Origin of the sequence: Zunongwangia endophytica, assembly GCF_030409505.1 — a bacterium.
Lineage (GTDB): Bacteria > Bacteroidota > Bacteroidia > Flavobacteriales > Flavobacteriaceae > Zunongwangia > Zunongwangia endophytica.
This window is the reverse complement of record NZ_JAUFPZ010000002.1, coordinates 3118372-3144048: the sequence shown is the minus strand read 5'-3', so window position 1 is coordinate 3144048 and position 25677 is coordinate 3118372. Positions and strand designations below refer to the sequence as shown.

Here is a 25677-nt window from a genome sequence, read left to right as displayed (position 1 = left end):
TTCTAAAATTTAAATCGTAATCCTACATCAAATCCTCTGGTATTTGGTGTTCCAAGGTTATCTATACCCATAGAACCAGCTCCCTGAATACCTGCACCATAAGTATTAACTTCTGGATCTACTCCTGAATAATCGGTAATTGTAAATAAATTTCTTCCTGTTACCGAAAGTTGTGCTGAAACAATTTTTAGTTTCTCCAGAAAATCTGTTGGCAGATCGTAAGAAAGTGTTACATATCTTAATCTTGCGTAAGAGGCATCTTCTATAAAGTTTTCAGCGTTTTGTGACCAATATTGCTGAAAATATTGTTGATCACTTACCTCAACTGTATTTGGACTTCCATCTGCTGTTACACCTTCTACAACCCGTGTACCACCGGTAGATCTCCCTAAAGTTTCTTCAGCTAAACCATAATATGAAAATGCAGATTTGGTAGCATTATAAGCTTCCTGACCCTGAACTATATCTAGTAGAAAAGTAAAATTGAAGTTTTTGTAAGAAAAAGTATTCGTAATTCCCAAAGTCCAATCTGGCAATCGATTAACATCATCAAAAATAACAGTTTCTAACTCTGGTAAGCCATCTGCTCCTATAATCAACTCTCCAGCATCATTTCTTACCGCTTTGTAACCTCGCAAACCAAAAAGTGATCCTCCTAAAATTGCTGCACCTGCTGCTGTATTTCCAAAAGTCCATGAGTCTGAAAGGTAAACCTCATCTAATTGTCCAGGTAGTGCTATAACATCACTTTGATTTACGCCCAGGTTATACGTCATATCCCATTGAAAATCATTTTCTCTTGGGAAAATTCGAGCTGTAAGTAAGGCTTCTACTCCTTTATTTTCTATAGAACCCCCATTAAGTGTTGCATAGAAAGTTCCTGCAGATGGTGGTACTCTTATATCTTCCAGAATTTGATTTTCAGATTTACTATAATAGAAACTCATATCTAGGCCCACTCTATTCTGAAAGAATCTAGAATCAAAACCAATTTCATAACTGTTTGTAAACTCTGGCTCTAATTCAGGATTACCAATATCAACACCATTATAAGTATAAGCCGAACTTGCAAGTGAATTAATATTAGTACCTAAAAAACTTTCTAATGCACCAATTGGTGCATCTTTACCTACCTGCGCCCATGTAGCTCGCAATTTCAAAAATGATAAACCATTATCTGAAGTAATATCATTACCACCCTGACTCAATAAATCTGTAAGTACGGCAGAGGTTCCTATAGAAGGATAAAAGAATGAACGATCTTCTTTTGGTAGTGTGGAACTCCAGTCATTTCTTCCTGTAAAGTTTAAAAATAAAGCATCTTTCCAACCAAACTTAACTTCTCCAAAAACACCAACTGCTCTTCTTCTTCTAACAATTTCTGTAATAGATTGGTTTTCTTGAGATACATTCCCAATACTATAAATACCTGGAGCCTGGAAACCGTCACCATAAGTATAAACCGTATGGACTTTTAGATCTTCAACCATATTCCCTACTAAAGCATCGATAGAGAAATCTTCTGTGATGTCCTTGTCATAACTTATAATTAGGTTTGAGGTTGTTCTTCTATTCTCTCTTTCAAACTGACTAATATAGCCTTCTCCCCTATTTTCGATCAGTGAGCCCGTACCTATAACTTGCTTACTAAATTCTCTAAAGTAATCTGTACCCACTTTATAAGAAATATTGAAGTCGTTTAAAAAATCATAGCTCACATTTATAATACCCAAAAGCCGATTTACTTTATTATCATTTGGACTATTTTCTACGCTCCAATAAGGATTATCAAAACGTTGGTCATTATAGAACATTCGTTGTGATCCATCTTCATTATAATAATCCTGAATATCAATATTTACGGGATAAGAAAGCAAACTACTATAACTACTTCCGCTTGCATTTCCCTGTCTGGTACTTCCTATCTCGCTAACAATATAATTCGCAGAAGCGCCTACCGTTAGTTTATCACTTACTTGTGAAGAGGTATTTATCTTAAATGAAGTTTTATCGTAACTGGTTCCATCAATAACTCCATCTTGGGATAGATCTCCTATCGATAAATACATCGTTCCTTTTTCGGTACCGCCAGAATAACTCACATTATGATTTTGAGTAATAGCAGTTTGATAAAAATCATCTATATGATCGTAAGTTTGAGTTCCCGAAGAAACCGCAGGTCCCCAACTGAATGGTGATTCAGTTTCATAACTAAATCCATCTGTACTCAAGATTTGTGTTCCCTGCCCATATTGTTGTTGCGCATCTGGAGTTCCCAAAACCTCATCCACAGAAAATGATCCAGAATAAGAAATCGTACTGCTTCCTGCCTTTCCTTTTTTAGTCGTAATAAGTACAGCTCCTTCCGCGGCCTGAATACCGTATAGTGCTGCTGCTGCTGGTCCTTTAAGTACAGATATGCTTTCTATATCCTCTGGATTCAAATCGGCAGCACGGTTAATACTTGCTACTGTTAAACTAGAACCTGTTGAATTATCTATAGGGATACCATCTACCACAAACAAAGGTTGATTGTCCCCGGTTATAGACGTTCCTCCCCGAATTAAGATTACCGAAGATGAACCCGGTGCTCCACCAGAATTACCAATGGTAACCCCAGAGACTTTTCCCTGAAGACCGCTTACTACATTTTGCTGATTTCCTTCAAGAACTTCTTCTGAAGAAATTTCTTGTACCGCATAACCTAAAGCCTTTTTTTCCCTTTCAATACCAAAGGAAGTTACTACCACTTCATCTAAACTTTCGGTATCTACTTCCATTGAAATAGCAAAGTTGTCTTTATCCTCAACCCCTATTTCTTGGGTGATAAAACCTATAGAAGAAAATACCAAAATCGCATCATTGTTATCCGGAATGGATAAACTGAAGTTACCGTCAAAATCTGTTACTGTACCGACATTCAAATTTTTCAACCGCACATTTACGCCCGGCAAAGGAATTTGATTTTCATCTACTACAGTTCCTGAAACCTCTTTCTCCTGGGCCCAGCTGCTTATCGAAAAAAGCAAGAGCAAAATGAAGAAAGGTCTACGTAGTTGTTCTTTCATAAGAAATTAGTTAACAATTGGTTATAAACAAACTTATCATATAATAACATTAAATGCAATAAAAAATGGCAATTATTATAATTAAATGCGTTAATTAAGAAAATAAGACTATATTTTTGCAGTTTTTAATCGCATTACTAGTAATAATTAGAATTTATACATATTTTCATTTTTATTACTTTTTTAACAAATATGAAATCAAATTATAAAGGCATTAACTGGCTAAGCATCATTGCTGAGAAATTATGAAAAAGACAGAGCGACACGATATTATTCTAAACGAGGTTCATTTACATAACAGAGTGCTATTAAGTGATTTGACCAGCATATTAAATGTATCTATGGATACCGTCAGAAGAGATTTAATTGAGCTAGATACAGGAAAATTCTTAAAAAAAGTTCATGGAGGTGCGGTTTCTAATGGGTTCAATATTCATTCAGATCAAAACAGAGAAATTTATGAGTATGAGAATAAGACAATTATTGCTAAAAAAGGGATTTCTCTTTTGAACCCTGGTGATGTTGTACTTATAACGGGTGGGTCTACTAATTTGGAACTGGCTAAATTATTACCAAGAAAAATGAATCTTACATTCTTTACGCCAAGCCTCCCCATGGCAGTAGAATTACTGAATAATTCGTCTAATTTTACCGAAGTTCACTTAATTGGCGGAAAATTATCGAAAGGGTCTCAGCTCGCCACCGGTGGTAGTTCTATAAATACTTTAGCTGAAATTACTGCAGATATCTGTTTTTTGGGAACCGGCTATATGGATCTTGATAAAGGAATTACTGAAATCGACTGGGAAATTGCTCAAATGAAGAAAGCTATGGTGAATTCGTCTAAAAAGATCGTATCCTTAAGCATTTCTAAGAAGCTGAATACGGTAAATAGATATAAAATATGTGATCTTACCCAAGTAGATACGTTGGTAACCGAATTAGATCCTACTGAAAAATCACTTCAAAAATATCAAAAAGCAGGTTTAAAATTACTCTAAACTAAAATCAACATTCGATATTATTTGAGCTCTTTTTTATAATTAATAAGAACGTTTCTTACACTACCGTGTTTTAGTAATAACTCTTTAGCTTCAGATTGGGCAACTTTTAGTTCTTCCATGATCATTTGCGTACCGCGTCCCACAAGCTTTTTGTTAGAAAGCTGCATATCTACCATTCGGTTTCCCTTTACCTTGCCTAATTTTATCATGGTACTGGTAGAAATCATATTCAAAACTAATTTTTGGGCAGTTCCTGCTTTCATTCTGGTGCTCCCGGTTACAAATTCGGGACCTGTAACTACTTCAATAGGAAATTCTGAAACCTCGGCTAAGGGACTTCCGCTACTACAGGTTACACATCCGGTTGAAATTCCTCGTTTTCTGGCTTCTTTTATTCCGCCAATTACATAAGGGGTAGTTCCTGAAGCTGCAATACCTACCAAAGTATCATTATCCGAAATATCAAATTCCTGAAGATCTTCCCAGGCTTTATTTTTATCATCTTCGGCATTTTCAACAGCATTTCTTAGTGCTGTATCTCCACCTGCTATCAAACCAATAACCATATCTGCAGTCACCCCAAATGTTGGCGGACATTCTGATGCATCTAAAACACCTAATCTCCCGCTAGTTCCTGCGCCAATATAAAATAACCGACCTCCTTTTTGCATATTTTCAACAATCACATTTACCAAGGATTCTATTTCCGGTAATTGCTTTTGTACATTTTCAGCAATCGTTTGATCTTCTTTATTAATGTTTGCCAGCAATTCTGCTGTATTCATCTTTTCAAGATCATTATATTTCGACTGCTTTTCGGTATCGGGTTTATTGATTTCCATTTTATAAAATTACGTCTTGCAAGTTCTGATTAATTTTCAAATGTAGAAAATCATTATTCTTTTTTTGTAATATTCCAATCTACCTCTGGCGTATTATAGAAATCAACCTCTAATTCAGACAGCCTTTTTCCGTGCCATCCCAAACGATCGACAAATTCAGTATAATTCTTTTTTTCAGGAGCTGTCCAGCCTACTTCAGCCACAGCAATACTTCTTGGCCAAAGACGATCATCTGCACTCTTATCGTTATGTACAAGTTCACTCCACATCGCTCCTTCTACACCAATTGCTTTTCGGTTTTCAGAAATAAAATCATAGACATTTTTTAAAGAAACGCCATCTTTTTTGCACCAGCTGTAGGTATTTGGTTGATCGGGAACATTACCGTGATCTAGATAAAAGTTTTTGCAAATCGACTCGATTACCCGAGTGTCAACAACACTTTCTGTAGTGCCTGTCCAACGCTGACTAATAAAAGACACATCTACTTTTGCCTGAGTTACTTCTTCCCAACCAATGGCCGATTTCCCGTTTAAACGAACAAGTTTTTCAGCTTTGATCACAAATTCTTTGTAGTGTTCGTCTTCAATTTCGTCTCCTCCAATATGTAAATAAGGACCGTCGGTGATTTCAGCAAGTTCAGCAATAACATCTGCTACAAATTCGTAAACTATTGGTTTTTCCATACAAAACTTACTCCAGCCTACTTCTACGCCGTCATAAGCTTCTGGTGGTGTGGCACGTTTTGGATCGAGATTTGAGAAATTCTCACAACTTAATTCAGGATAACCCTGCAAGGCTGCATAGGTATGACCGGGTAAATCCACTTCAGGAATAATCATTACATTTCTTTCTTTAGCATAATGCTGTAATTCTTTAAACTGCTGCTGTGTTAAGAAACCTGATTGGCCGTTTTTAACTGCCGACTGCCCTCCTATTTCGGTTAATTTTGGCCATTTTTTAATCTCTATTCTCCAACCCTGGTCGTCACTTAAATGTAAGTGAAGGCGATTTAATTTGTATAAGGCCATACGATCGATATGCTTTTTTAAGTAATCTAAGCCAAAAAAGCTGCGTGCCATATCGATCATTGTTCCGCGCCATTGATAGTGAGGTTTATCTGAAATTTCTACCGCAGGAATATGAAAAGCTGAAGTTATTTTACCGCTTTCTACTTCAGCTGGAAATAGCTGTCGTAGTGTTATAATTCCGTAGAAAAGTCCGCTATTCTCTGCCGCTATAATTTCTATTTTTTCTGAAGTTATTTTAAGTTGATACCCTTCTGTGCTTAATTTCGAGGCAAGATTTTTATCAATTTTTAGAGAAACATGAGCCTCTTCTTCTGAAGTTTTTTGCAGTTCACTGCCAGTAGTTTTCAGTAAATCTTCTAATCGAGTTAAATTTTTATCAGCTTCAGGATTCGAATAGTAATTTATTGTCGAAGAAAACTGAAACTCCCCATCGGTCCATTCAATTTTATTAGGCTTTGGGATAATTGCCGGTTTATCCTGAGCATTAAGATTGAAGGTTATTGAAAAAACAACTACAACCGAAAAGAAAAAAAGCTTCATAGATTAAATTTTATCTTATTTTATGTCCTTTTACCGCAAAGAAAAGAATATATAAGTAACAAGGGATCACTACCCAATATGCTTGCTGAAGACCAATACTATCTGCCAAAGATCCATAGGCCAAAGGTACAATAGCTCCACCAGCAATCGCCATAATTAAAAATGAAGATGCTATTTTGGTAAATCTTCCTAAACCATCTAAAGCCAAAGGCCAGATTGCAGGAAAAACCACCGCATTTGCTAAACCAAGCATAGATATACAAACTACCGATACAAAACCGTCACTAAAAATTGCGGCAAGGCCTAGAACGATTCCTAAAATTGCTGAAATTTGAAGGGCTTTCGCTTGACTTATAAATTTAGGAATAGTTACTGTACCAATCAAATATCCAACAATCATTGCTACCAGCGTATACGAGGTAAAGTTCTTAGCCACTTCAGTTGCGATTCCCTGTCCATCCTTAGCATAAGTAATTACCGTATCACCAGCAATAACCTCCACACCAACATATAAAAACATAGCAAGAGCACCTAAAAGCAAATTAGGAAATTGTAAAACACTCGTTTTATCTTTATTTGCTGCGGCTAAAGTTTCGTCTTCTTTATCGGTTTCAATTTCTGGTAAAGAGGAAAAATAAATTAGCACTGCCAGACCAACTAAAACAATTGCCATTACAATATAAGGCATTTCTACCCTAGAAGAAAGAAGATCCAATTCGGCCTCACGAGCAGCACCAGTTAGTTGGCTTAATCGTGCTTCTACCTGATCCATGTTTTTAAGAAGGATCGCACCTAAAGTTAATGGCGCAAGCGAGCCAGCAACCTTATTACAAATTCCCATAATACTAATACGCTTTGCTGCACTTTCTATAGGTCCTAAAACCGTGATATATGGATTTGCCGCCGATTGTAATAATGCCAATCCTGTTCCCTGTACAAACAATCCTGTAAGAAATAATGCGTATGTTCTAGATGCTGCTGCCGGAATAAAAATTAATGCGCCAACTGCCATCACCACTAAACCTAAACTCATTCCTTTTTTAAATCCTGTTTTTTCTAAAACTTTAGCTGAAGGAATAGCCATCACGAAATAAGAAATATAAGAGGCAAAAGCCACAAAGAACGATTGAAAGTTATTGAGATCGTTCGCTGTTTTCAAATAAGGAATCAACACTGAGTTTAACCAGGTTACAAAACCAAAGATGAAAAATAAGACCCCGATGATGATGATCGATCTGCTTGTTCCGGAAGTATTCGAGTTATTGCTCATAATATTTATTTACTCGTGTTTTAAATTAGCATTTTAAAAAAGCTTAAATTCAAATCTTTAGAATTTTACAGGAAAGCTTCTTTACAAAAAAAAGAAACTTTTTTATAAAACTTAAACACTTTATTAACTTTTTTTATAATTAACAATAACATTATCTAATTTTTTAGTTAGAATTGTTAAATAAATCATCTCATTTATCATATTTTTAAAGAGCTATTTAAAGTTTCTATCAGGTATTTGAAATACACTATATTTGCAGCCCAAAAATTTTATAATTATACTGCGGAAAACTATTTTTTCTTCGGAATTAAAATAAGATAGAATTTTGAGAAGTTGCTAATACTTAAAAAATTAGCTTTTTAAATTGAAAAATTTGAGGATAGTTCCTTAATAAACCTTTTAGAAGGTATAAACCAATTAACGTTCGCAATTGCATGAAACACATACGTAACTTTTGTATCATCGCCCATATCGATCATGGTAAAAGTACACTGGCAGATAGACTTTTAGACTTTACAGGATCGGTAACAGAAAGAGAAAAGCAAGCACAGCTTTTGGATAGTATGGATTTGGAGCGAGAGCGTGGTATCACTATTAAAAGTCATGCAATCCAAATGGATTATGTTCACGAAGGTGAGCAATACACACTTAATCTTATAGACACCCCAGGACACGTAGATTTTTCTTACGAAGTTTCTCGTTCTATTGCTGCGTGTGAAGGTGCTTTACTGGTGGTCGATGCAGCGCAAAGTATACAGGCGCAAACAATTTCTAACTTGTACCTGGCTTTAGAAAATGACTTGGAAATTATTCCCGTTCTAAATAAAGTTGATTTGCCTAGTGCAAATCCTGAAGAAGTAACCGACGATATTGTAGACCTTTTAGGCTGTGATCCAGAAGATGTAATTCCTGCAAGTGCTAAAACCGGTATTGGTATCGAAGAAATTCTACATGCCATCATTACAAAAATACCAGCGCCAAGCGGTAAAGTTGATGCTCCTTTAAGAGCATTGATTTTCGATTCGGTTTATAATCCTTTTCGTGGTGTAGAAACCTTCTTTAGAGTAATAAACGGAAGTATTAAAAAGAACCAGCATATTAAATTTGTTGCTACACAAAAAGATTATTCGGCAGACGAGGTTGGTACGCTAAAACTAATACAACATCCCAAACAGGAAATTAAAACTGGGGATGTTGGGTATTTAATTACGGGCATTAAAGATGCTCGAGAAGTAAAAGTAGGGGATACTATTACCGATGCTAAAAATCCGACTACAGAAGCTGTTGCCGGTTTCGAAGATGTAAAACCAATGGTTTTTGCAGGAATTTATCCGGTAGATACCGAGGAATACGAAGAGCTTAGAGCTTCTATGGAAAAACTTCAGCTTAATGATGCTTCATTAACTTTCTTACCAGAAAGTTCTGCTGCACTAGGCTTTGGTTTTAGATGTGGATTCCTAGGAATGCTTCACCTAGAAATTATTCAGGAGCGATTAGAGCGAGAGTTTAATATGACGGTTATTACTACGGTACCTAACGTGTCTTATTTTGCTTATACCAATAAAAATCCTGATGAACTTATTTTAGTAAATAATCCATCAGATCTACCAGAGCCATCAAGCTTAAATAGGGTAGAAGAGCCTTTTATAAAAGCTACTATAATCACTAAAGCCGACTATGTAGGTAATGTAATGTCACTTTGTATTGAAAAACGTGGTGAGATTACCAACCAGACCTATTTAACAACAGAGCGTGTAGAGCTTACTTTCGATATGCCTTTGGCAGAAATTGTGTTCGATTTTTACGATCGTTTAAAAACTGTTTCACGTGGTTACGCTTCTTTCGATTATTCTCCTATCGGTATGCGCGCTTCCAAATTAGTAAAAGTAGATGTACTACTTAATGCTAATAAAGTAGATGCACTTTCAGCCTTATTACACCAGGATAATGCTTACGACATTGGTAAGAAAATGTGCGAGAAACTGAAAGAATTAATACCAAGACAACAGTTTGATATTCCTATTCAGGCAGCGATTGGTGCTAAAATTATCTCTAGAGAAACCGTAAAAGCGCTTAGAAAAGATGTTACCGCTAAATGTTATGGTGGAGATATCTCTCGTAAAAGAAAGCTCTTAGAAAAGCAGAAAAAGGGTAAAAAACGTATGCGACAAGTAGGTAATGTTGAAATTCCTCAGGAAGCTTTTATGGCCGTTCTAAAACTGAACGATTAAAAATATAAGCTAAACTTATTTATAAAAAAATCCTCCTAGTTTTTAAAGCTAGGAGGATTTTTATTATTGTTTCTCGAGGGTAATATCCATAACTTCTACATTTGCCAAATCGCCCATTCCCCTAGTCAAAAAGGAAGACCCAGAAGCGTTCAAGACTAATTGATCTGAAGATATTTCAACAATGTCGATCTCTTGAATTTCATCGTCTGTTTCCAAAAATAATGTATTACGTTCTATTGCATAAAATCCCGATGCAGAGGCAAAAGGAATTTCCTCTTGTGATTCGTTTTGTTGCCCATCAATAATCGTAGTAATAGCTGCTGTATAGGATCCTGATAATTTATATGTTCCACCTTTACTAAAATTGAATGTATAATTATCAAAACCTATTGATTGCCCTACAAACTCGTAGTTTACAGTGCCTAGATCCATAATTCCTCTGCAATAGATATCTGAAACTTTCCAAGTCCCATTTATTTTATTGGTCATTTTTATTTTTTCATCATCGCTCGAGCAAGAAGAAAATAATATACATAACGCTAAAAGAGAAAGGGAAATTAATTTCTTCATATTCTATTTGATTGATTTTGAGGTAACAATATATAATAATTTATGATTTACTCTAGCTTAATTTTCAAAAAAATGGTACTAATACACCCAATTTCTTATTTGCACCGCAATTTCTTAAATTTGTAAATATTGCTTCATTTTTCAGCAAAATCGACTTTAATTGAGGCAAAACTGATTAAAAAACGCTAAAAGAAGAGGAAAATGGCAGGACATAGCAAATGGGCAAATATAAAACACCGCAAAGGAGCACAGGACAAAAGACGTGCAAAACAATTTACCAGAGCAATAAAAGAAATTAGTGTCGCTGTTAAAGAAGGAGGAGGGCCAGATCCCGAATCTAACCCTGGTCTGCGCAATGCTATAAGCAATGCCAAAGGGGTAAATATGCCAAAAGATACCATCACCAGAGCCATTAAAAAGGCAAGTGGGGCAGATGCCGATAATTACGAGCTGGTTACTTTTGAGGGTTACGGCCCTAACGGAATAGCGATCTTTGTAGAGTGCACTACCGATAATACGAACCGTACAGTATCTTCTGTGCGATCTATTTTTTCTAAAAATGGGGGGAGTTTGGGAACCAATGGTTCATTAGAATTCTTATTCGATAAAAAAGGAGTTTTTGTTCTTGAAAAAGAAAAGATTGAAAGAAACCTAGAAGAATTTGAGCTTGAACTTATTGAAGGTGGCGCTACCAAAATTGAAAAAGAAGACGATCTTATTTCTGTTTATACCGATTTTGAAGATTTTGGCCTGATGTCTTCAAAATTAGAAGAACTGGAAATTGAAACTAAATCTTCTGAAGTACAGCGAATTCCTTTAAATACCGTAGAACTTCCGGTTGAAGATGCTAAAAAAATCCTCAACCTTATTGAAAAATTTGAAGACGATGATGATGTTCAAAATGTATATCACAATCTTGAAATCACCGACGAATTAATCGATGCGATGGAGGAGGAATAATTAACTAAATAAACATCATAAAAAAGCCCAATTTCGATAATTGAAATTGGGCTTTTTTATACGAATTTGAATTTATTTCTCTTCTTCCTCTTCAGTATTTGTTTTAGTATCTTCAGCATCGCCGGTATTAGAATCTTCTTCAACTTCCATTTGTTTTCCTAAGTAAACAAGTTTAAATTCTTCTTCGATCTCTACTTCTTTACTGTTTGAAGGAATGATACTAAGATTACCTTCTACATTTTTAACGAATAGCGGAATGATATCTGGATCGGTTTTCGAAATTTCAATTAATCCTTCGTAATGTTCTTTAGAGTTTAAAGTAATTTCATGCACCTGCGAATACTTTCTGGCCAGGTTTGTTAGTTTCACATAATCATCTGTTTGCGAGAACAAACCTTCTTTTGGATTATTTTCAGGATCAGACATTTCTTCAGGAGAAACCACTCTAAAAGATCCATTTTCACCAAAATGCTTTCTAAATTTGTTGATAGCGTTCTTATTGATTTCACTGTTACTGGTCATCGCCATTAAATAACCAATATCATTAAGTTCAATATTATTAATCAAATCTTCAGAATATACATTTTCTTCGATAGCATCTAAGCCCATGCTTTTTGCTTTTCTAATGTTCATACCGTTGTTATCTACCAAAACAACATGTCTGCCATTATCTTCCATGTATTTACCGATTATTCTAGAGAAAGATGACGCACCGATAATAAGAATCCCTTCAGAATTCTTTAAAAATACACCTACTAATTGAGCGAATAAGCGTGCTGTGGTTGCGTTTAAAAGCACCGTTCCTAATACGATCATAAATACCAGCGGCGTGATATATTCAGCACCCTCTATGCCTTGTCTTTGCAACTCGATACCAAATAGGGATGCAATACCTGCCGCAACAATACCTCGCGGACCAACCCAACTAATAAATAGCTTTTCATTAAATTTTAGTGATGAATTTATACTACTCACAAACACTCCAAGTGGTCGCACTACAAAAACAATAACAGCAAATAACCAAATAGCTTTACCGGTAAAGATTAAGTATAAATCCTCCATATTGATATTTGCAGCAAGCAGAATAAACAATATGGAAATTAAAAGAATACTTAAAGATTCCTTGAAATATAGCAGTTCTTTTAAGTTTGGAAGATCGATATTTCCCATTACCATTCCCATCACAACTACAGCCAAAAGTCCGCTTTCGTGGGCAAATTGATCTGAAAGTACAAACACTCCTAAAACTGCTGCAAGGGTCAATACGTTTAATAAATAATGCGGAATTATATTCTTCTTGATACTGTAGGCTAGGGCATGGGCAAAAGTGAATCCGAATGTGAATCCAAAAAGCACAATTTTACCAAATTCTAATAGTACCGTTGAAGTATATTCTTTCCCTTTCCCAGCAGAAATAAACTCAAAAACCAAAACTGCAACAAGTGCTCCAATAGGATCGATAAGTATACCTTCCCACTTCAGGATTATAGAGACATCTTTCTTTAATGGAATATTCCGAAGAATTGGCGTAATTACCGTTGGTCCCGTTACAATAATTAAAGAAGCGAATAAGAACGATATTTGCCAGCTAAGATCAAAAATATAGTGAGCTGCGATCCCTGCACCAATAAAAGTTACAATTACGGCGATGGTAATTAGCTTCACAATTACAAAACCAACATTAAGAATTTCGCCCTTTTTGAGTGTTAAACCACCTTCAAATAGGATCACACCTATGGCTAAGGAGACAAAATAAAACAGACTTTCCCCGGGAAATAAACCAGATTCACCATTCCAAATAGGTTCAATTAGTTTATTACCGTTTTCTGTAAACAAAGTTGCAATCGGTCCTACGCTTAAGCCGATTAAAATTAAAGGCAAGATCGCAGGAATTTTAAATTTCCAAGCAACCCATTGTGCCAATATTCCTAGTATAATGATTCCTGCTAACTCTAACATTGTTTCGGTTTGATTTGAAGGCTAAAAATATTAAAAATAGTTTAGTTTGCTCACAAGCTCTTCTTAAACTCAATTTATTTCTAATCTGGTGTTAAATGAGCGCAATTAAACGCTTTTAATTTATGGATTTAATAATTTGCGATATATTGCTAAAATTTGATAATTTATGAAATTATATCCTATCGAAGCGGGAAATTTTAAGTTAGATGGCGGGGCCATGTTTGGCGTTGTGCCAAAAAGCTTATGGCAACGCACAAATCCTGCAGATAGTAATAACATGATCGATATTGGCGCACGCAGCCTTTTAATCGAAGATGGTGACAAACTAATCCTTATTGATACAGGACTAGGTGACAAGCAAAGTGAAAAATTCTTTAGCTTCTATTATCCCTGGGGAGATGATTCTATCGATAAGTCATTAAAAAAGCACGGATTTCATCGTGATGAAATTACCGATGTTTTTACGACGCATCTACATTTTGACCATTGTGGAGGATGTATACAATGGAATAAAGATCGCACCGGTTACGAACCGGCTTTTAAAAATGCCAGATACTGGAGTAATAAAGATCATTGGGATTGGGCTACCAACCCAAATGCGAGAGAAAAGGCTTCTTTTTTAAAAGAAAATATTCTGCCAATCCAAGAAAGTGGACAGTTGCATTTTGTAGATCGAAAGGATAATGAAAGTTTCGCAAATATTCCAGATTTAGGCTTTGGCGTACTCTTTGTAGATGGTCATACCGATAAACAAATGATACCGCATTTGGAATACAACGGAAAAAAACTGGTTTTTATGGCCGATCTTTTACCTACCGCAGGGCATTTGCCTTTGCCTTATGTTATGGGATTTGATACCAGACCATTATTAACTTTACCAGAGAAGAAAAGCTTTTTGGATAAAGCTGCAGATGAAGAAATCTATCTTTTTATGCAACATGATGCGCACAACGAAGTTATAACCGTAAAACACACCGAAAAAGGTGTGCGACTTAATCAAACATACACGTTTAATGAATTATTTAATTAAAATGAAGATTCCATTTTATAAACCTTTATTGGCTGCTACCTCAGCAGCCATTCTTGCGTCTTGCGGTAGCAGCGCGCCAACAATCGTTTCAACTCCAATTGAGAATATTGATACCATTCCACTTAAAGTAACTGCGCTTACTGATGCTCAGTTTAAAAACTGGCCTGAAGCCGATTTGATTACCGATACCATTCCGGGAATGAGTATCAACAAAGCGTATTCAGAAATTATAAAAAATCAAAAAGGCGCTAAAGTTATCGTTGGTGTTATTGATAGCGGAACTGATATTGAACACGAAGACCTTAAAAATGTTATCTGGACTAATACCGATGAAATTCCGGGAAATGGTAAAGATGACGATAATAACGGGTATATAGATGATGTTCACGGCTGGAACTTTTTAGGTGATGCTGTAGATGAAAATCTTGAATTTGTTAGAATTTACAGAGATTTAAAACCAAAGTACGAAGGAAAGTCTGCAAGCAATGTAAGCGAAGCTAATCGCGAGGAATTTATTTTATACAAGGAGGCGGAAGCTGAATTTGAAAAGAAAATGAATGAAGCAAAGCAGAATTTATCGCAATATCAACAAATTAAATCGCAATTAGTTTCTGCACACCAGGCGGTTTCTTCACAACTAGGAAAAGAAGATTATACTACTGAAGAACTTCGCGCGATGCAGGCAACAGCACAGCCGCTAAATCAATACAAAGCGATGTTGCTTCAGATTCAGCAAAATGTAAATGAAAATATTCCTACAGCTATTGAAGAATTAGATGGCGCTTTAGATTATTATACAGATCAAGTTGAAGTTAATCTAAATCCAGACCTTAACGGAAGAGCTATTGTAGGTGACGATCCTAATGATCTTGACGATCGAAACTATGGCAATAACAACGTTATGGGCCCAGAAGCTGATAAAGAGAATATAAAACACGGTACACACGTTGCTGGTATTATCGCGGCTCAAAGAAATAATGGAATTGGTATGAACGGCGTTGCTAACAATGTCGAAATTATGCCGGTAAGAGCGGTACCTAATGGAGATGAGTATGATAAAGATATTGCTTTAGCGATTCGATATGCAGTAGATAATGGTGCAAAAGTTATTAATACGAGTTTCGGGAAATATTTCTCTACGCACCCAGATTGGGTAAGAGATGCCATTAAATACGCGGCCGATAATGATGTGTTAATTGTAAATGCAGCAGGTAACGAAAGTGTAAACCTGGATGAAGAAATGGTATATCCAAACGATCAAACGCCAGATATGCCTCAGGAAATTAGTGACAATTTTCTAACAGTAGGTGCTTTAAATTACGATTATGGATCTGATTTAGTAGCCGGTTTTTCTAACTACGGAAAGAAAAATGTAGATGTATTTGCTCCCGGAAGCAAAATCTGGTCTACCACGCCAAACAACGAATACGAATTTTTACAAGGAACTTCCATGGCTTCTCCAGCGGTTGCAGGAGTAGCTGCCATGATTAGATCTTATTTTCCTAAATTAACAGCTCCACAGGTTAAAAAGATTATTATGGATAGCGGTTTACCGGTAAAAACCAATGTAATTGTTGGCGGAGATCGATTAAACACTCAGCAATTTAGTGAGCTTTCAACCTCTGGTAAAATTGTTAATTTATATAATGCTTTAATATTAGCATCTAAAGTTTCTAAATAATAACCACATTTATGAAAAAACTGATTTTTAGTATGGCCTTTTTGGCCAGTGTTTTTGCACAAGCACAAAATAATACCGGTTACTGGCAACAGCATGTAGACTACGATATGGACGTAGATATGGATGTTGAAAATTATCAATATACTGGTACCCAAGAACTGGTTTATACCAATAACTCTCCCGATACATTAAACAGGGTTTTTTACCATATGTTTTTTAACGCATTTCAGCCGGGAAGCGAAATGGATAGCCGTTTACAGGATATCAATGATCCAGATGGTAGAATGGTAAATAACAAAGGTGATCGCCAAAATCCAGATTACGAAAGTAGAATTTCAAAACTTAATGAAGATGAAATTGGTTATTTAAGAGCCACTTCTTTAACTCAGGATGGGAAAGAAGTAACGATGGGAGATGAGGAAACTATTCTTATTGTAAATCTTGCTGAACCAATTTTGCCCGGTAAATCTACTACTTTTAAAATGGAATTTGAAGGTCAGGTACCCGTTCAAATAAGAAGATCTGGTAGAAATAATGCCGATGATGTTGCACTTTCTATGACGCAGTGGTATCCTAAATTAGCAGAATATGATTTTGAAGGATGGCATGCAGATCCTTATATCGCCAGAGAATTTCATGGGGTTTGGGGAGATTTTGATGTGACTATTAACATCGATAAAGATTATATTATCGGTGGTACAGGAGAGTTACAAAACCCAAAAGAAATTGGCTACGGTTACGAAGAAGAAGGCACTAAAGTAAAGCGTAAAGGCAAAAAATTAGCCTGGAATTTTAAAGCCGAGAAAGTTCATGATTTTGCATGGGCTGCAGATCCAGAATTTATTCACGACAAACTGGAAACAGAAAGTGGTGTAACTCTTCATTTTTTGTACAAAGATGATGCGAAGGTTAAAGATGCATGGAAAAGAATTCAGCCAGAAACAGCCAAATTATTAGCTTTTTTTAATGAACATATTGGTCCTTATCCATGGCCACAATACTCAATTATCCAAGGAGGTGATGGTGGTATGGAGTACGCGATGTGTACTTTAATCACTGGTGGTGAAGACTACAATAGCCTTCTAGGAACTACTGCTCACGAATTTGCACATTCATGGTTTCAGCAGCTTTTAGGAACTAACGAATCTGAGCATCCTTGGATGGACGAAGGTTTTACTACTTATATTTCTGGATTAGCACAAAAAACGATAAAAGGTACTTCTGGAAATCCGGTTTCTGGATCTTACAGAGGTTACAACTATATCGCGACTTCTGGAAAGGAGCAACCACAAACCACCCATGGAGATCGTTATGATATTAACACTGCATATTCGATCGCTGCTTATAGTAAAGGTTCAGTTTTCTTAGCGCAACTTGGTTATATTATTGGTCAGGAAAATCTTGCAAAAACTTTAAATCGTTATTATGATGAGTGGAAATTTAAACATCCAACACCAAACGATTTTATAAGAGTTGCTGAAAAGGTTTCTGGAGCCGAGTTAAACTGGTATTTAAATGACTGGACAAGAACTACCAATAAAATCGATTACGCGATTAATAGTGTTGAAGAGGCTGAAAACGGAACTAAAATTACTTTAGAAAGAAAAGGCTTAATGCCAATGCCTGTTGAAGTAACCGTTACAATGAACGATGGTAGCAAGAAACTGTATTATATGCCATTGCGCATGATGCGTTGGGAAAAACCAGCAGAAGGTGACGTAGACCGCGAAGTAAGAGAAGATTGGGCGTGGGCAATGCCTACTTACGATTTGAATATAGATACTCCTAAAGAGGCTATAAAATCAATTGAAATAGATGAATCTCAGCTTATGGCAGATATAAGCCGTAATAATAATACTTATGGTGAAGTAGATTCAGAATAAGATATTTTTATATCTAAAAGTAAAGTCCGGCCTAGTGCCGGACTTTTTTGTGTTATCCATTTAAAACATTGACTTTTTATTTCATAATATAGCGCAATTTCATAATTTTAATCAACCAATCTCACCACCATGAAATTAGCTTTTTTCAGCACTAAATCTTACGATAAAGAATTCTTTGATCATTATGACCAAAAAGAAATTCAGCTAAAATATTTTGAAGTAAGACTCTACAAAGACACTGCAAATCTGGCTAAAAATTACGATGGTGTTTGTGTTTTTGTCCATGATGATCTGGATGAAGAAACATTAGAGATATTAGCTGAAAACGACGTTAAATTTGTTGTCCTTCGTTGCGCTGGTTTCAATAATGTAAATCTTGCTGCGGCCGATAAAGTTGGAATAAAAGTCTATCGCGTACCTGCTTATTCTCCTGAGGCTGTTGCCGAGCATGCGGTAGCATTAATTCTAACGCTAAACCGCAAAACGCATAAAGCTTATAACAGAATTAGAGAAGGAAATTTTTCTTTGGAACGCTTACGTGGTTTCAATCTTCATGGTAAAACCGTTGGAGTAATTGGTACCGGTAAAATAGGAAGCATTTTTGCCAAAAACATGAGAGGTTTTGGATGTAAGATTATTGCTTACGATAAATTCGAAAATCCCGAAATACTAGAAAACGGCGGAACTTATGTCTCTTTTGAAGAATTAATGAGGCAATCTGATATCATTTCGTTGCACTGCCCATTAAATCCTGAAACAAAGCATATAATTAATGAAGAAAGCTTCCAATTAATGAAAGACGGTATGATGCTTATAAATACAAGCCGCGGACCGTTAATCAATACTCTGGATACCATAGAAGCCTTAAAATCTGGCAAATTAGGCTATTTAGGGATCGATGTTTACGAGCAGGAAGAGCAATTATTTTTTAAAGATCTTTCAGAAAGTATTATTAAAGATGATGTTATTTCGCGTTTAATTTCATTCCCAAATGTATTAATCACAGCGCATCAGGGCTTTCTAACCAAAGAAGCCTTGCAGCAAATCGCTGAGGTTACGATACAGAATATTAGTGATTTTCAAGAAGGAAGAGATACTAACAATCAGCTTAAGGTTTAGTTTGTATTTATCCAAATACAATACCTATTTTTGAAGCATGGAAGAAGGCTTTAAAAAACATGAAAAATTAAAGAGTAAAATTCTTATCGATAAGCTTTTTGCTGAAGGGGTTTCGATAAAAAATTATCCACTTCGGTTAGTCTATATTCCTATTACTTCTCAGGATACTTCAGTTGCTTCAGCTAAGAATCAATATTTTAAGACGGGTTTTTCTGTTCCGAAGAAATTTGTAAAAACCGCTGTACAGCGTAACCGCATTAAAAGATTGATGCGAGAATCTTTCAGAAAAAATAAGTATCTTGTAACGACCGGGGCTAAGCAACAATATGCTTTAATGTTTATATATCTTTCCCGCGAAGACATTTCTCAAATCAAGATGGAGCAATTGATGCTTAACTTACTAGAACGGCTAAAACGCAAAGAGCAAATTAGTGTGGAAAGTATATAGCTAAGCTAGACTTCATCTTTTAATTAGGACGAAGATGAAAAATAAATTCTATAAAAAAACACTAATCTTAGCTTTTGGTGGCGCAGTATTATTCTCTAGCGTCGGTTTTAAATCTGATTTTTTTGAAATCGCCAAACAGATTGAGATATTCACCATGCTTTTTAAGGAAATCAACATGAATTATGTTGATGAAACCAGCCCTGCAGATCTTATGGATACCGCCATAAAATCGATGTTAACAGATCTGGATCCTTATACCAACTTTTGGAGTGAGCAAGATGTACAAAGCTCACGTATAGACATGGCTGGCGAGTATACCGGCATAGGAGCAGTGCTAAAATCGAATGGTGATAACCTGTTGATAACTGAAATTTATAAAGATTATCCGGCAGACGAGGCTGGTTTAAAACCCGGTGACGAAATCACTAAAATCGGAGATACTAAGGTGTCTGATTTTACTGAAAATGCCGGCGCTTTATTAAACGGTTCTATGAACTCGAAAATCACTATAAATTATATCCGACAGGGAAAAACACAGGAAGCCAGTATTAAAAGAAGTGCTGTAGAATTAAAAGCAGTTCCATTTTATACGCTTTTGGAAGATCAAAGCGGTTATGTTGTACTAAGTAGATTTAATCAAAAAGCTTACGAAGAGACCAGTAGAGCGGTTAAGGATCTTAAAAGCAAAGGCGCCGAGAAAATAATACTTGATCTTAGAGGAAATCCCGGTGGTTTATTAAGTGAAGCTATTAATGTGAGCAATATTTTTCTAGATAAAGGAGAACTTATTACCAGTACAAAATCGGTTATAGAAAAATATAATAAAGAGTATTACACACAAAAAGAACCTATAGACACTAAAATTCCTTTGGTGGTTTTGGTGAATGGTCAAAGTGCTTCAGCAAGTGAAATTGTTTCAGGAGCTATTCAGGATTTGGATAGAGGAGTGGTGGTAGGTGCCAGAACTTTTGGAAAAGGATTGGTACAACGTCCAAAAGAAATCGCTTACGGCACGCAGCTTAAAATTACGATCTCTCGCTATTACACACCTAGTGGTCGCTGTATACAGGCTTTAGATTATCGCAAACGTGATGAAAACGGAAAGGCAGTTAGAACCAAAGTAGAAGACTATAATGCCTTTAAAACTAAAAACGGAAGAACAGTTTACGATGGCGGCGGAATCTTACCTGATGTTCGTTTAGAATCTTCAGAATACAGCAGTATTACCAGAGCTTTGCTAGAGAAAAATGCAGTATTTGATTTTGCTACGGAATACTATTATCATAACTCTCTAGAAGATCCTCTAAAATTTGAATTTAGTGATGCAGAATTCAACGATTTTAAAAGCTATTTAAAAACTTCAAATTTCAGCTATAAAACAGCTACTGAACAAGAATTGGAAGAATTGTTGATAACTGCACAATCTGAAGGTTTTCAGCAAGATATCCTTGATAGTTATAAACAAATCACTCAGGAAATCGATAAAAGTAAGGCTGCCGAGTTAGATGAAAAGAAAGAAGAAATTAAAGCAGTTTTACAAGACGAGATCATAAAACGGTATTTTTATCAGGAAGGCTTATACGAGAATCATGTTGCCAATAGTCGTGAAATAAAAAAGGCCAGGGAAGTTTTAAACAACCCGGGCCAGTATGCTAAGATTCTTGAAAATTAAGGACTATTTTACCATTGCGATATGCGGAATTCCGTCTTCCAGATAGCCTTCACCTTCAGTTGTAAACCCATGATCTTCATAGAATTTAGTTAAATATTGTTGTGCTGAAAGTCTAATTGCGTCCGTACTAAAATGAGTTTTAATCGCATTAATGGATGCTTTCATAATTTCGTGACCAAACCCATATTTGCGCTGATTCATTTTTACGACGACGCGACCAATAGCGGCTTCTTCAAAATAAAATCCTTTATCAAAACATCGTGTATAAGCTACAATCTCTTTATTCTCTATACCTATAATATGTAAAGCATCGGCATCTTTACCATCAATATCCTGATACACACAATCTTGTTCTACTACAAAAACTTCAGATCGAAGTTGTAAAATATCATATAACTCTTTTAAGCTAAGCTCGTTAAATTGTTTTACAAGTATTTCCATCGCTATTTTATAAAAAAATGAATCCCGATTTTGCACAAAATCGGGATGTATAATTCAGTTTAAATATTCCTACTTATTGACAAGGAATTTTATCTATTCGTGTTTTGTGTCTACCGCCTTGAAATTCAGCATTTAAAAATATCTTTACCATATCTACCGCTTGTTGTGTAGATACAAATCTTGCCGGTATACTTAGAATATTAGCATCATTATGTTCTCTACACAATTTGGTAATCTCACCCGTCCAACAAAGTGCACAGCGAATTTTTTGATGTTTATTGGCGGTCATGCTCGCACCATTACCGCTTCCACAGATAATGATTCCAAAATCTGATACTCCGTTTTCAACATCTTCTGCTACAGGATGTACAAAATCGGCATAATCTACGCTATCGTCTGTATTAGTACCATAATTTTTTACTTCTATACCGGCTTCATTTTCTAAATACAGCTGAATAATATTCTTATACTGCGTCCCGGCGTGGTCATTACCAATGGAGATTTTCATAATTCTGGTTTTATTAACTACTCACAAAGGTATAAAAAGTGCTTATTAACCCGGGAATAATACGTTGTTAATTACTTTTTAAATAACCTTTAAAATCAAGGCTTTAGAATTGACAATAACATGTGGATAACCTATGATGATTAAATTACAACCTAATTTGTTTTATCCAATTTAAATTACAATACCAGACATAGTGCTATACTTCCAAATTATAAGTCACTTATTTGTCTTCAAGTTTTCAGCAACTAATAACAGTTTATAAACAGGCTGTGAATTTTTAAATTTCAAGAAAACCTATGTTAATTAAATTTTTCAGAATTGTTAAGTAAACCTAAAAGTAATAAGATAATCAGTTACTTAAGATTTTAAACACCTGTTGATAAGTTGTTATCAAATAATCACAAGTCAAATTCCAAACTTTCGTTCACTATTTTATGCTACAAATTAACAAGCAATCATATACCATCATTTAAGTTTTAAAAAAAAGAAAAGAAAAATAATAGATATATATATTGTGAATAACTACTTACGATTAAACGATTCTTAGATGACTATTTGTTTTAAAAATTTGATCTAAAAGTTTTTTAGCTTTTGTTAGCTGAGATTTATGAATGTAAAGTTTAATTCCGCCAAATGCGAAAGAGGATAATGGTATAAGATCGATAAGCGTCTCATTTTTAAAGTGATATAAGATATTTTCGTTGTCTAATAGATGCTTAACAACGTGACATTCGAAGGTATACGTATAACTTTGGAGGTAGATATAGTCTTTCATGCACCTGATTAATAGGTACTTAAAGATACACTTTATTTAGTTATTGCTTTGAGAAATTTTTAGCTGGGACGCAGTAGTAACAGGAAGTACTTCAGATCTTTTATCTAACGAACTTTCGATGTAGGTAAAAAAGCCAATTACCCCAAATAAAAAAATGAGGAAGAATAATATAAAAAATCGCTTAGATTTTAAGGCTAACAAGTTCATAGTTATAAAACTAGCAAATAAGTTGGTTTGCTAACGTGTGGTAAAATTAAGAAATTATTAAGATAAGTTTTACATTTTAACGCAGGAAATTAAAAAATATTTTAGAGCAGTCCCGTTAGTATTTTGAGGTTTTTAAAAATAGAGGTTTATAGCACTTAACAAAACTTTACATTGATTTTGATCTTAAATCAGTTATATGCATTAATTTTAGCCTATATATGAGCATGAATAGAAAAAAAAGAAAAAATAAATCTGGCGATAAGCTGGGTAACTTAGATAAGAAGATTACCGACATTTTAAGAAAAAATGCCGGCAAAAGTTTCAATTACAAGCAGATTGCTGCTAAATTGGGTGTAGACGATCCCAGCAGTAGAAATCAAATCACGAAAAAACTAGCACAGCTTGCAGCAAAAAAAGAGATTATTGCAGTAGAGCGTGGTAAGTTTATGGTAGAAAAAGGTGCAAATTATTACACCGGTAAACTAGATATGTCTACCAAAGGTTACGGTTTTGTGATCGTAGAAGAGTTTGAGGATGATATCATGATTCCGCAGCCCAATTTAAATACGGCTTTTCATGGTGATGAAGTAGAAATCTATGTTTATAAACACCGCAGAAGAAAAAAATCTGAAGGTGAAATAACAAAGATCATTACTCGAAAACGCACTTCTTTTGTGGGTGTTTTACAGATGAAAAAGGATTTTGGATTTGTGGTAATCGACGATCCAAAAATGTATACCGATTTCTTTGTACAGAAAAATAAGATTGGTGAAGCCCAAGATGGTGATAAAGTTCTAGTAGAATTAGATGACTGGCCTAAGCGAGCAGATTCCCCTTTTGGAGTAATAACTAAAGTTCTTGGAAAGCCTGGACTTCATAATACTGAAATTCATTCGATTTTAGCCCAATATGGTCTTCCTGCCGAGTTTCCGGATGAGGTCGAAGAATTTGCGAATAAAATCGATACTTCAATTTCAGAAAAAGAAATTAAGAAACGTCGCGACATGCGCGATGTACTTTCATTTACAATTGATCCAAAAGATGCAAAGGATTTTGATGATGCGCTAAGTTTTAGAAAATTAGAAAACGGAAATATAGAACTTGGAGTTCATATTGCAGATGTTTCGCATTACTTGCAGCCCGATACTATTTTAGATGAAGAAGCTTACGAGCGCGCAACATCGGTATATCTTGTAGATCGAGTAGTGCCAATGCTTCCTGAAATTTTATCTAATGGTGCTTGTTCACTTAGACCGAATGAAGAAAAATATACCTTTTCTGCGGTTTTTGAGCTAGATAAAAATGCCAAAGTAAAAGATCAATGGTTTGGTAGAACGGTAACTTATTCTGATGCCAGATTCGCTTACGAAGAAGCGCAGCATATCATCGAGACAAAAGAAAATAAGATTCCTGAAGATATTTCGATCAGGGAAGATGGAGCGTATAGTGTAGATAATTCAATTGTTGAAGCGGTGCTAGAATTAGATCGCTTGGCAAAGAAAATGCGATCGGTTAGAATGAGAGATGGTGCGATTTCTTTTGACAAAGTGGAAGTAAAATTTCATTTAGATGAAGAAAATGAACCTATCGGAGTATTCTTTAAAACTTCGAAGGATGCCAATAAACTCATAGAAGAGTTTATGCTACTTGCAAACAAGAAAGTAGCAGAATTCATTGTAGCGCAAAAACCGAAGAAGACTTTTATCTACCGTTGTCATGATGAACCAAATGAAGAAAAATTAGCGTCGTTACAAACTGTTGTAGGCCGTTTTGGTCACTCTCTTAATCTTACCGATAGAAAAAGCGTTACAAGCTCTCTAAATGGATTATTAAAAGATGTACAGGGAAAGAAAGAACAAAACCTCGTAGATACGCTCGCCATTAGAACAATGAGTAAAGCCTACTACGGAACAGAAAATATAGGACATTACGGTCTGGCTTTCGATTATTACACCCATTTTACTTCACCAATTCGTCGTTATCCAGATGTTATGGTACATCGATTGCTTCAACATTATTTAGAAGGTAATGATTCTGCTAGTGAAGAAGTGTACGACGAAAAATGTCACCACAGTAGCGAGATGGAAAATCTTGCTTCTAATGCTGAACGAGATTCGATAAAATACATGCAGGTTAAATTTATGCAAGATCACAAGGACGAGGAATTTCTTGGCGTGATCTCTGGTGTAACCGATTGGGGTATTTTTGTGGAAATCGAGCAAAATAAATGTGAAGGTATGATTCGTCTTAGAGATTTATCAGACGATCATTACGAATTTAGCGAAGAGCATTACGCAGTGATTGGTAGAAAAAGTAAAAAAATGTATCAGCTTGGGGACGAGGTTTATGTGAAAGTGAAAAATGCTGATTTAGTGAAAAGGCATTTAGATTTCGAAATGCTTGGATTAAAAGAAGATATAGAAAAATAGAATAGAAAT

Annotated in this window: 19 protein-coding genes; 10 read left to right on the top strand and 9 right to left on the bottom strand. The window is 35.4% G+C overall.

Annotated elements, in window-relative coordinates; all coding sequences use genetic code 11:
- Window positions 1-2 precede the first annotated feature (2 nt).
- Window positions 3-3068, bottom strand: a complete 3066-nt coding sequence (locus tag QWY91_RS13750; protein ID WP_290236023.1) for a SusC/RagA family TonB-linked outer membrane protein — start codon at window positions 3066-3068, stop codon at window positions 3-5.
- 245 nt (window positions 3069-3313) lie between these two features.
- Between QWY91_RS13750 and QWY91_RS13745 the strand changes: the two genes are divergently transcribed.
- A complete protein-coding gene (locus QWY91_RS13745; RefSeq protein ID WP_290236021.1) occupies window positions 3314-4069 on the top strand; it encodes a DeoR/GlpR family DNA-binding transcription regulator in 756 nt (251 codons plus the stop codon).
- A gap of 20 nt (window positions 4070-4089) precedes the next feature.
- Here QWY91_RS13745 and murQ read toward each other — a convergent pair whose 3' ends face one another.
- From murQ to QWY91_RS13730, 3 genes are read right to left on the bottom strand one after another with little or no spacing between them, the layout of a single operon-like run.
- Window positions 4090-4914 carry an N-acetylmuramic acid 6-phosphate etherase gene (gene murQ / locus QWY91_RS13740; RefSeq protein ID WP_290236019.1) on the bottom strand — a complete coding sequence of 275 codons (825 nt, stop codon included), beginning with the start codon at window positions 4912-4914 and terminating at the stop codon, window positions 4090-4092.
- 53 nt (window positions 4915-4967) lie between these two features.
- Window positions 4968-6485: a beta-N-acetylhexosaminidase gene (locus QWY91_RS13735; RefSeq protein ID WP_290236017.1), complete on the bottom strand. Its 1518-nt coding sequence runs from the start codon at window positions 6483-6485 to the stop codon at window positions 4968-4970.
- 10 nt (window positions 6486-6495) lie between these two features.
- Complete coding sequence (locus QWY91_RS13730) at window positions 6496-7755, bottom strand: sugar MFS transporter (RefSeq protein ID WP_290236016.1); 1260 nt, start codon at window positions 7753-7755, stop codon at window positions 6496-6498.
- A 434-nt stretch (window positions 7756-8189) separates the two neighbouring features.
- Between QWY91_RS13730 and lepA the strand changes: the two genes are divergently transcribed.
- Window positions 8190-9986 carry a translation elongation factor 4 gene (gene lepA / locus QWY91_RS13725; protein WP_290236014.1) on the top strand — a complete coding sequence of 599 codons (1797 nt, stop codon included), beginning with the start codon at window positions 8190-8192 and terminating at the stop codon, window positions 9984-9986.
- Between the two features lie 63 nt (window positions 9987-10049).
- On the opposite strand, the gene QWY91_RS13720 is transcribed toward lepA, so the two are convergent.
- A complete protein-coding gene (locus QWY91_RS13720; RefSeq protein ID WP_290236012.1) occupies window positions 10050-10475 on the bottom strand; it encodes a lipocalin family protein in 426 nt (141 codons plus the stop codon).
- Between the two features lie 282 nt (window positions 10476-10757).
- On the opposite strand from QWY91_RS13720, the gene QWY91_RS13715 reads away from it, so the two are divergent.
- Complete coding sequence (locus QWY91_RS13715) at window positions 10758-11516, top strand: YebC/PmpR family DNA-binding transcriptional regulator (protein WP_290236010.1); 759 nt, start codon at window positions 10758-10760, stop codon at window positions 11514-11516.
- Window positions 11517-11588: 72 nt separating this feature from the next.
- Here QWY91_RS13715 and QWY91_RS13710 read toward each other — a convergent pair whose 3' ends face one another.
- Complete coding sequence (locus QWY91_RS13710; protein WP_290236008.1) at window positions 11589-13475, bottom strand: cation:proton antiporter; 1887 nt, start codon at window positions 13473-13475, stop codon at window positions 11589-11591.
- Between the two features lie 166 nt (window positions 13476-13641).
- Here QWY91_RS13710 and QWY91_RS13705 point away from each other — a divergent pair, with 166 nt between their 5' ends.
- The 6 genes from QWY91_RS13705 to QWY91_RS13680 all read left to right on the top strand — a co-directional run bounded on the left by QWY91_RS13705 (window position 13642) and on the right by QWY91_RS13680 (window position 21308).
- A complete protein-coding gene (locus QWY91_RS13705; protein ID WP_290236006.1) occupies window positions 13642-14505 on the top strand; it encodes an MBL fold metallo-hydrolase in 864 nt (287 codons plus the stop codon).
- Window positions 14489-16186 carry a S8 family serine peptidase gene (locus QWY91_RS13700; protein WP_290236005.1) on the top strand — a complete coding sequence of 566 codons (1698 nt, stop codon included), beginning with the start codon at window positions 14489-14491 and terminating at the stop codon, window positions 16184-16186. The genes QWY91_RS13705 and QWY91_RS13700 overlap by 17 nt, the downstream gene beginning before the upstream one ends.
- A gap of 11 nt (window positions 16187-16197) precedes the next feature.
- Window positions 16198-18069 (top strand): M1 family metallopeptidase, encoded by a 1872-nt coding sequence (locus QWY91_RS13695; RefSeq protein ID WP_290236003.1) that lies wholly within the window; start codon window positions 16198-16200, stop codon window positions 18067-18069.
- A 129-nt stretch (window positions 18070-18198) separates the two neighbouring features.
- Entirely contained in the window at window positions 18199-19188 is a 990-nt protein-coding gene (locus tag QWY91_RS13690) for a 2-hydroxyacid dehydrogenase (RefSeq protein WP_290236000.1), read from the top strand.
- Window positions 19189-19225: 37 nt separating this feature from the next.
- A complete protein-coding gene (gene rnpA, locus QWY91_RS13685) occupies window positions 19226-19636 on the top strand; it encodes a ribonuclease P protein component (protein WP_290235998.1) in 411 nt (136 codons plus the stop codon).
- A 34-nt stretch (window positions 19637-19670) separates the two neighbouring features.
- The gene (locus tag QWY91_RS13680; protein ID WP_290235996.1) at window positions 19671-21308 is read left to right on the top strand and encodes a S41 family peptidase; all 1638 of its coding nucleotides are present in this window, start codon (window positions 19671-19673) and stop codon (window positions 21306-21308) included.
- A 3-nt stretch (window positions 21309-21311) separates the two neighbouring features.
- Here the strand turns inward: QWY91_RS13680 and QWY91_RS13675 are convergent, their stop codons facing one another.
- From QWY91_RS13675 to QWY91_RS13665, 3 genes are all read right to left on the bottom strand, one after another.
- The gene (locus QWY91_RS13675) at window positions 21312-21749 is read right to left on the bottom strand and encodes a GNAT family N-acetyltransferase (RefSeq protein ID WP_290235994.1); all 438 of its coding nucleotides are present in this window, start codon (window positions 21747-21749) and stop codon (window positions 21312-21314) included.
- A 73-nt stretch (window positions 21750-21822) separates the two neighbouring features.
- Window positions 21823-22257 (bottom strand): RpiB/LacA/LacB family sugar-phosphate isomerase, encoded by a 435-nt coding sequence (locus tag QWY91_RS13670; protein ID WP_290235992.1) that lies wholly within the window; start codon window positions 22255-22257, stop codon window positions 21823-21825.
- A 532-nt stretch (window positions 22258-22789) separates the two neighbouring features.
- On the bottom strand, window positions 22790-23032 hold the full coding sequence (locus QWY91_RS13665) for a DUF2007 domain-containing protein (RefSeq protein WP_290235990.1): 243 nt from the start codon (window positions 23030-23032) through the stop codon (window positions 22790-22792).
- Between the two features lie 431 nt (window positions 23033-23463).
- On the opposite strand from QWY91_RS13665, the gene rnr reads away from it, so the two are divergent.
- Window positions 23464-25668 (top strand): ribonuclease R, encoded by a 2205-nt coding sequence (rnr, locus tag QWY91_RS13660; RefSeq protein WP_290235988.1) that lies wholly within the window; start codon window positions 23464-23466, stop codon window positions 25666-25668.
- The last annotated feature ends 9 nt before the right edge of the window (window positions 25669-25677 follow it).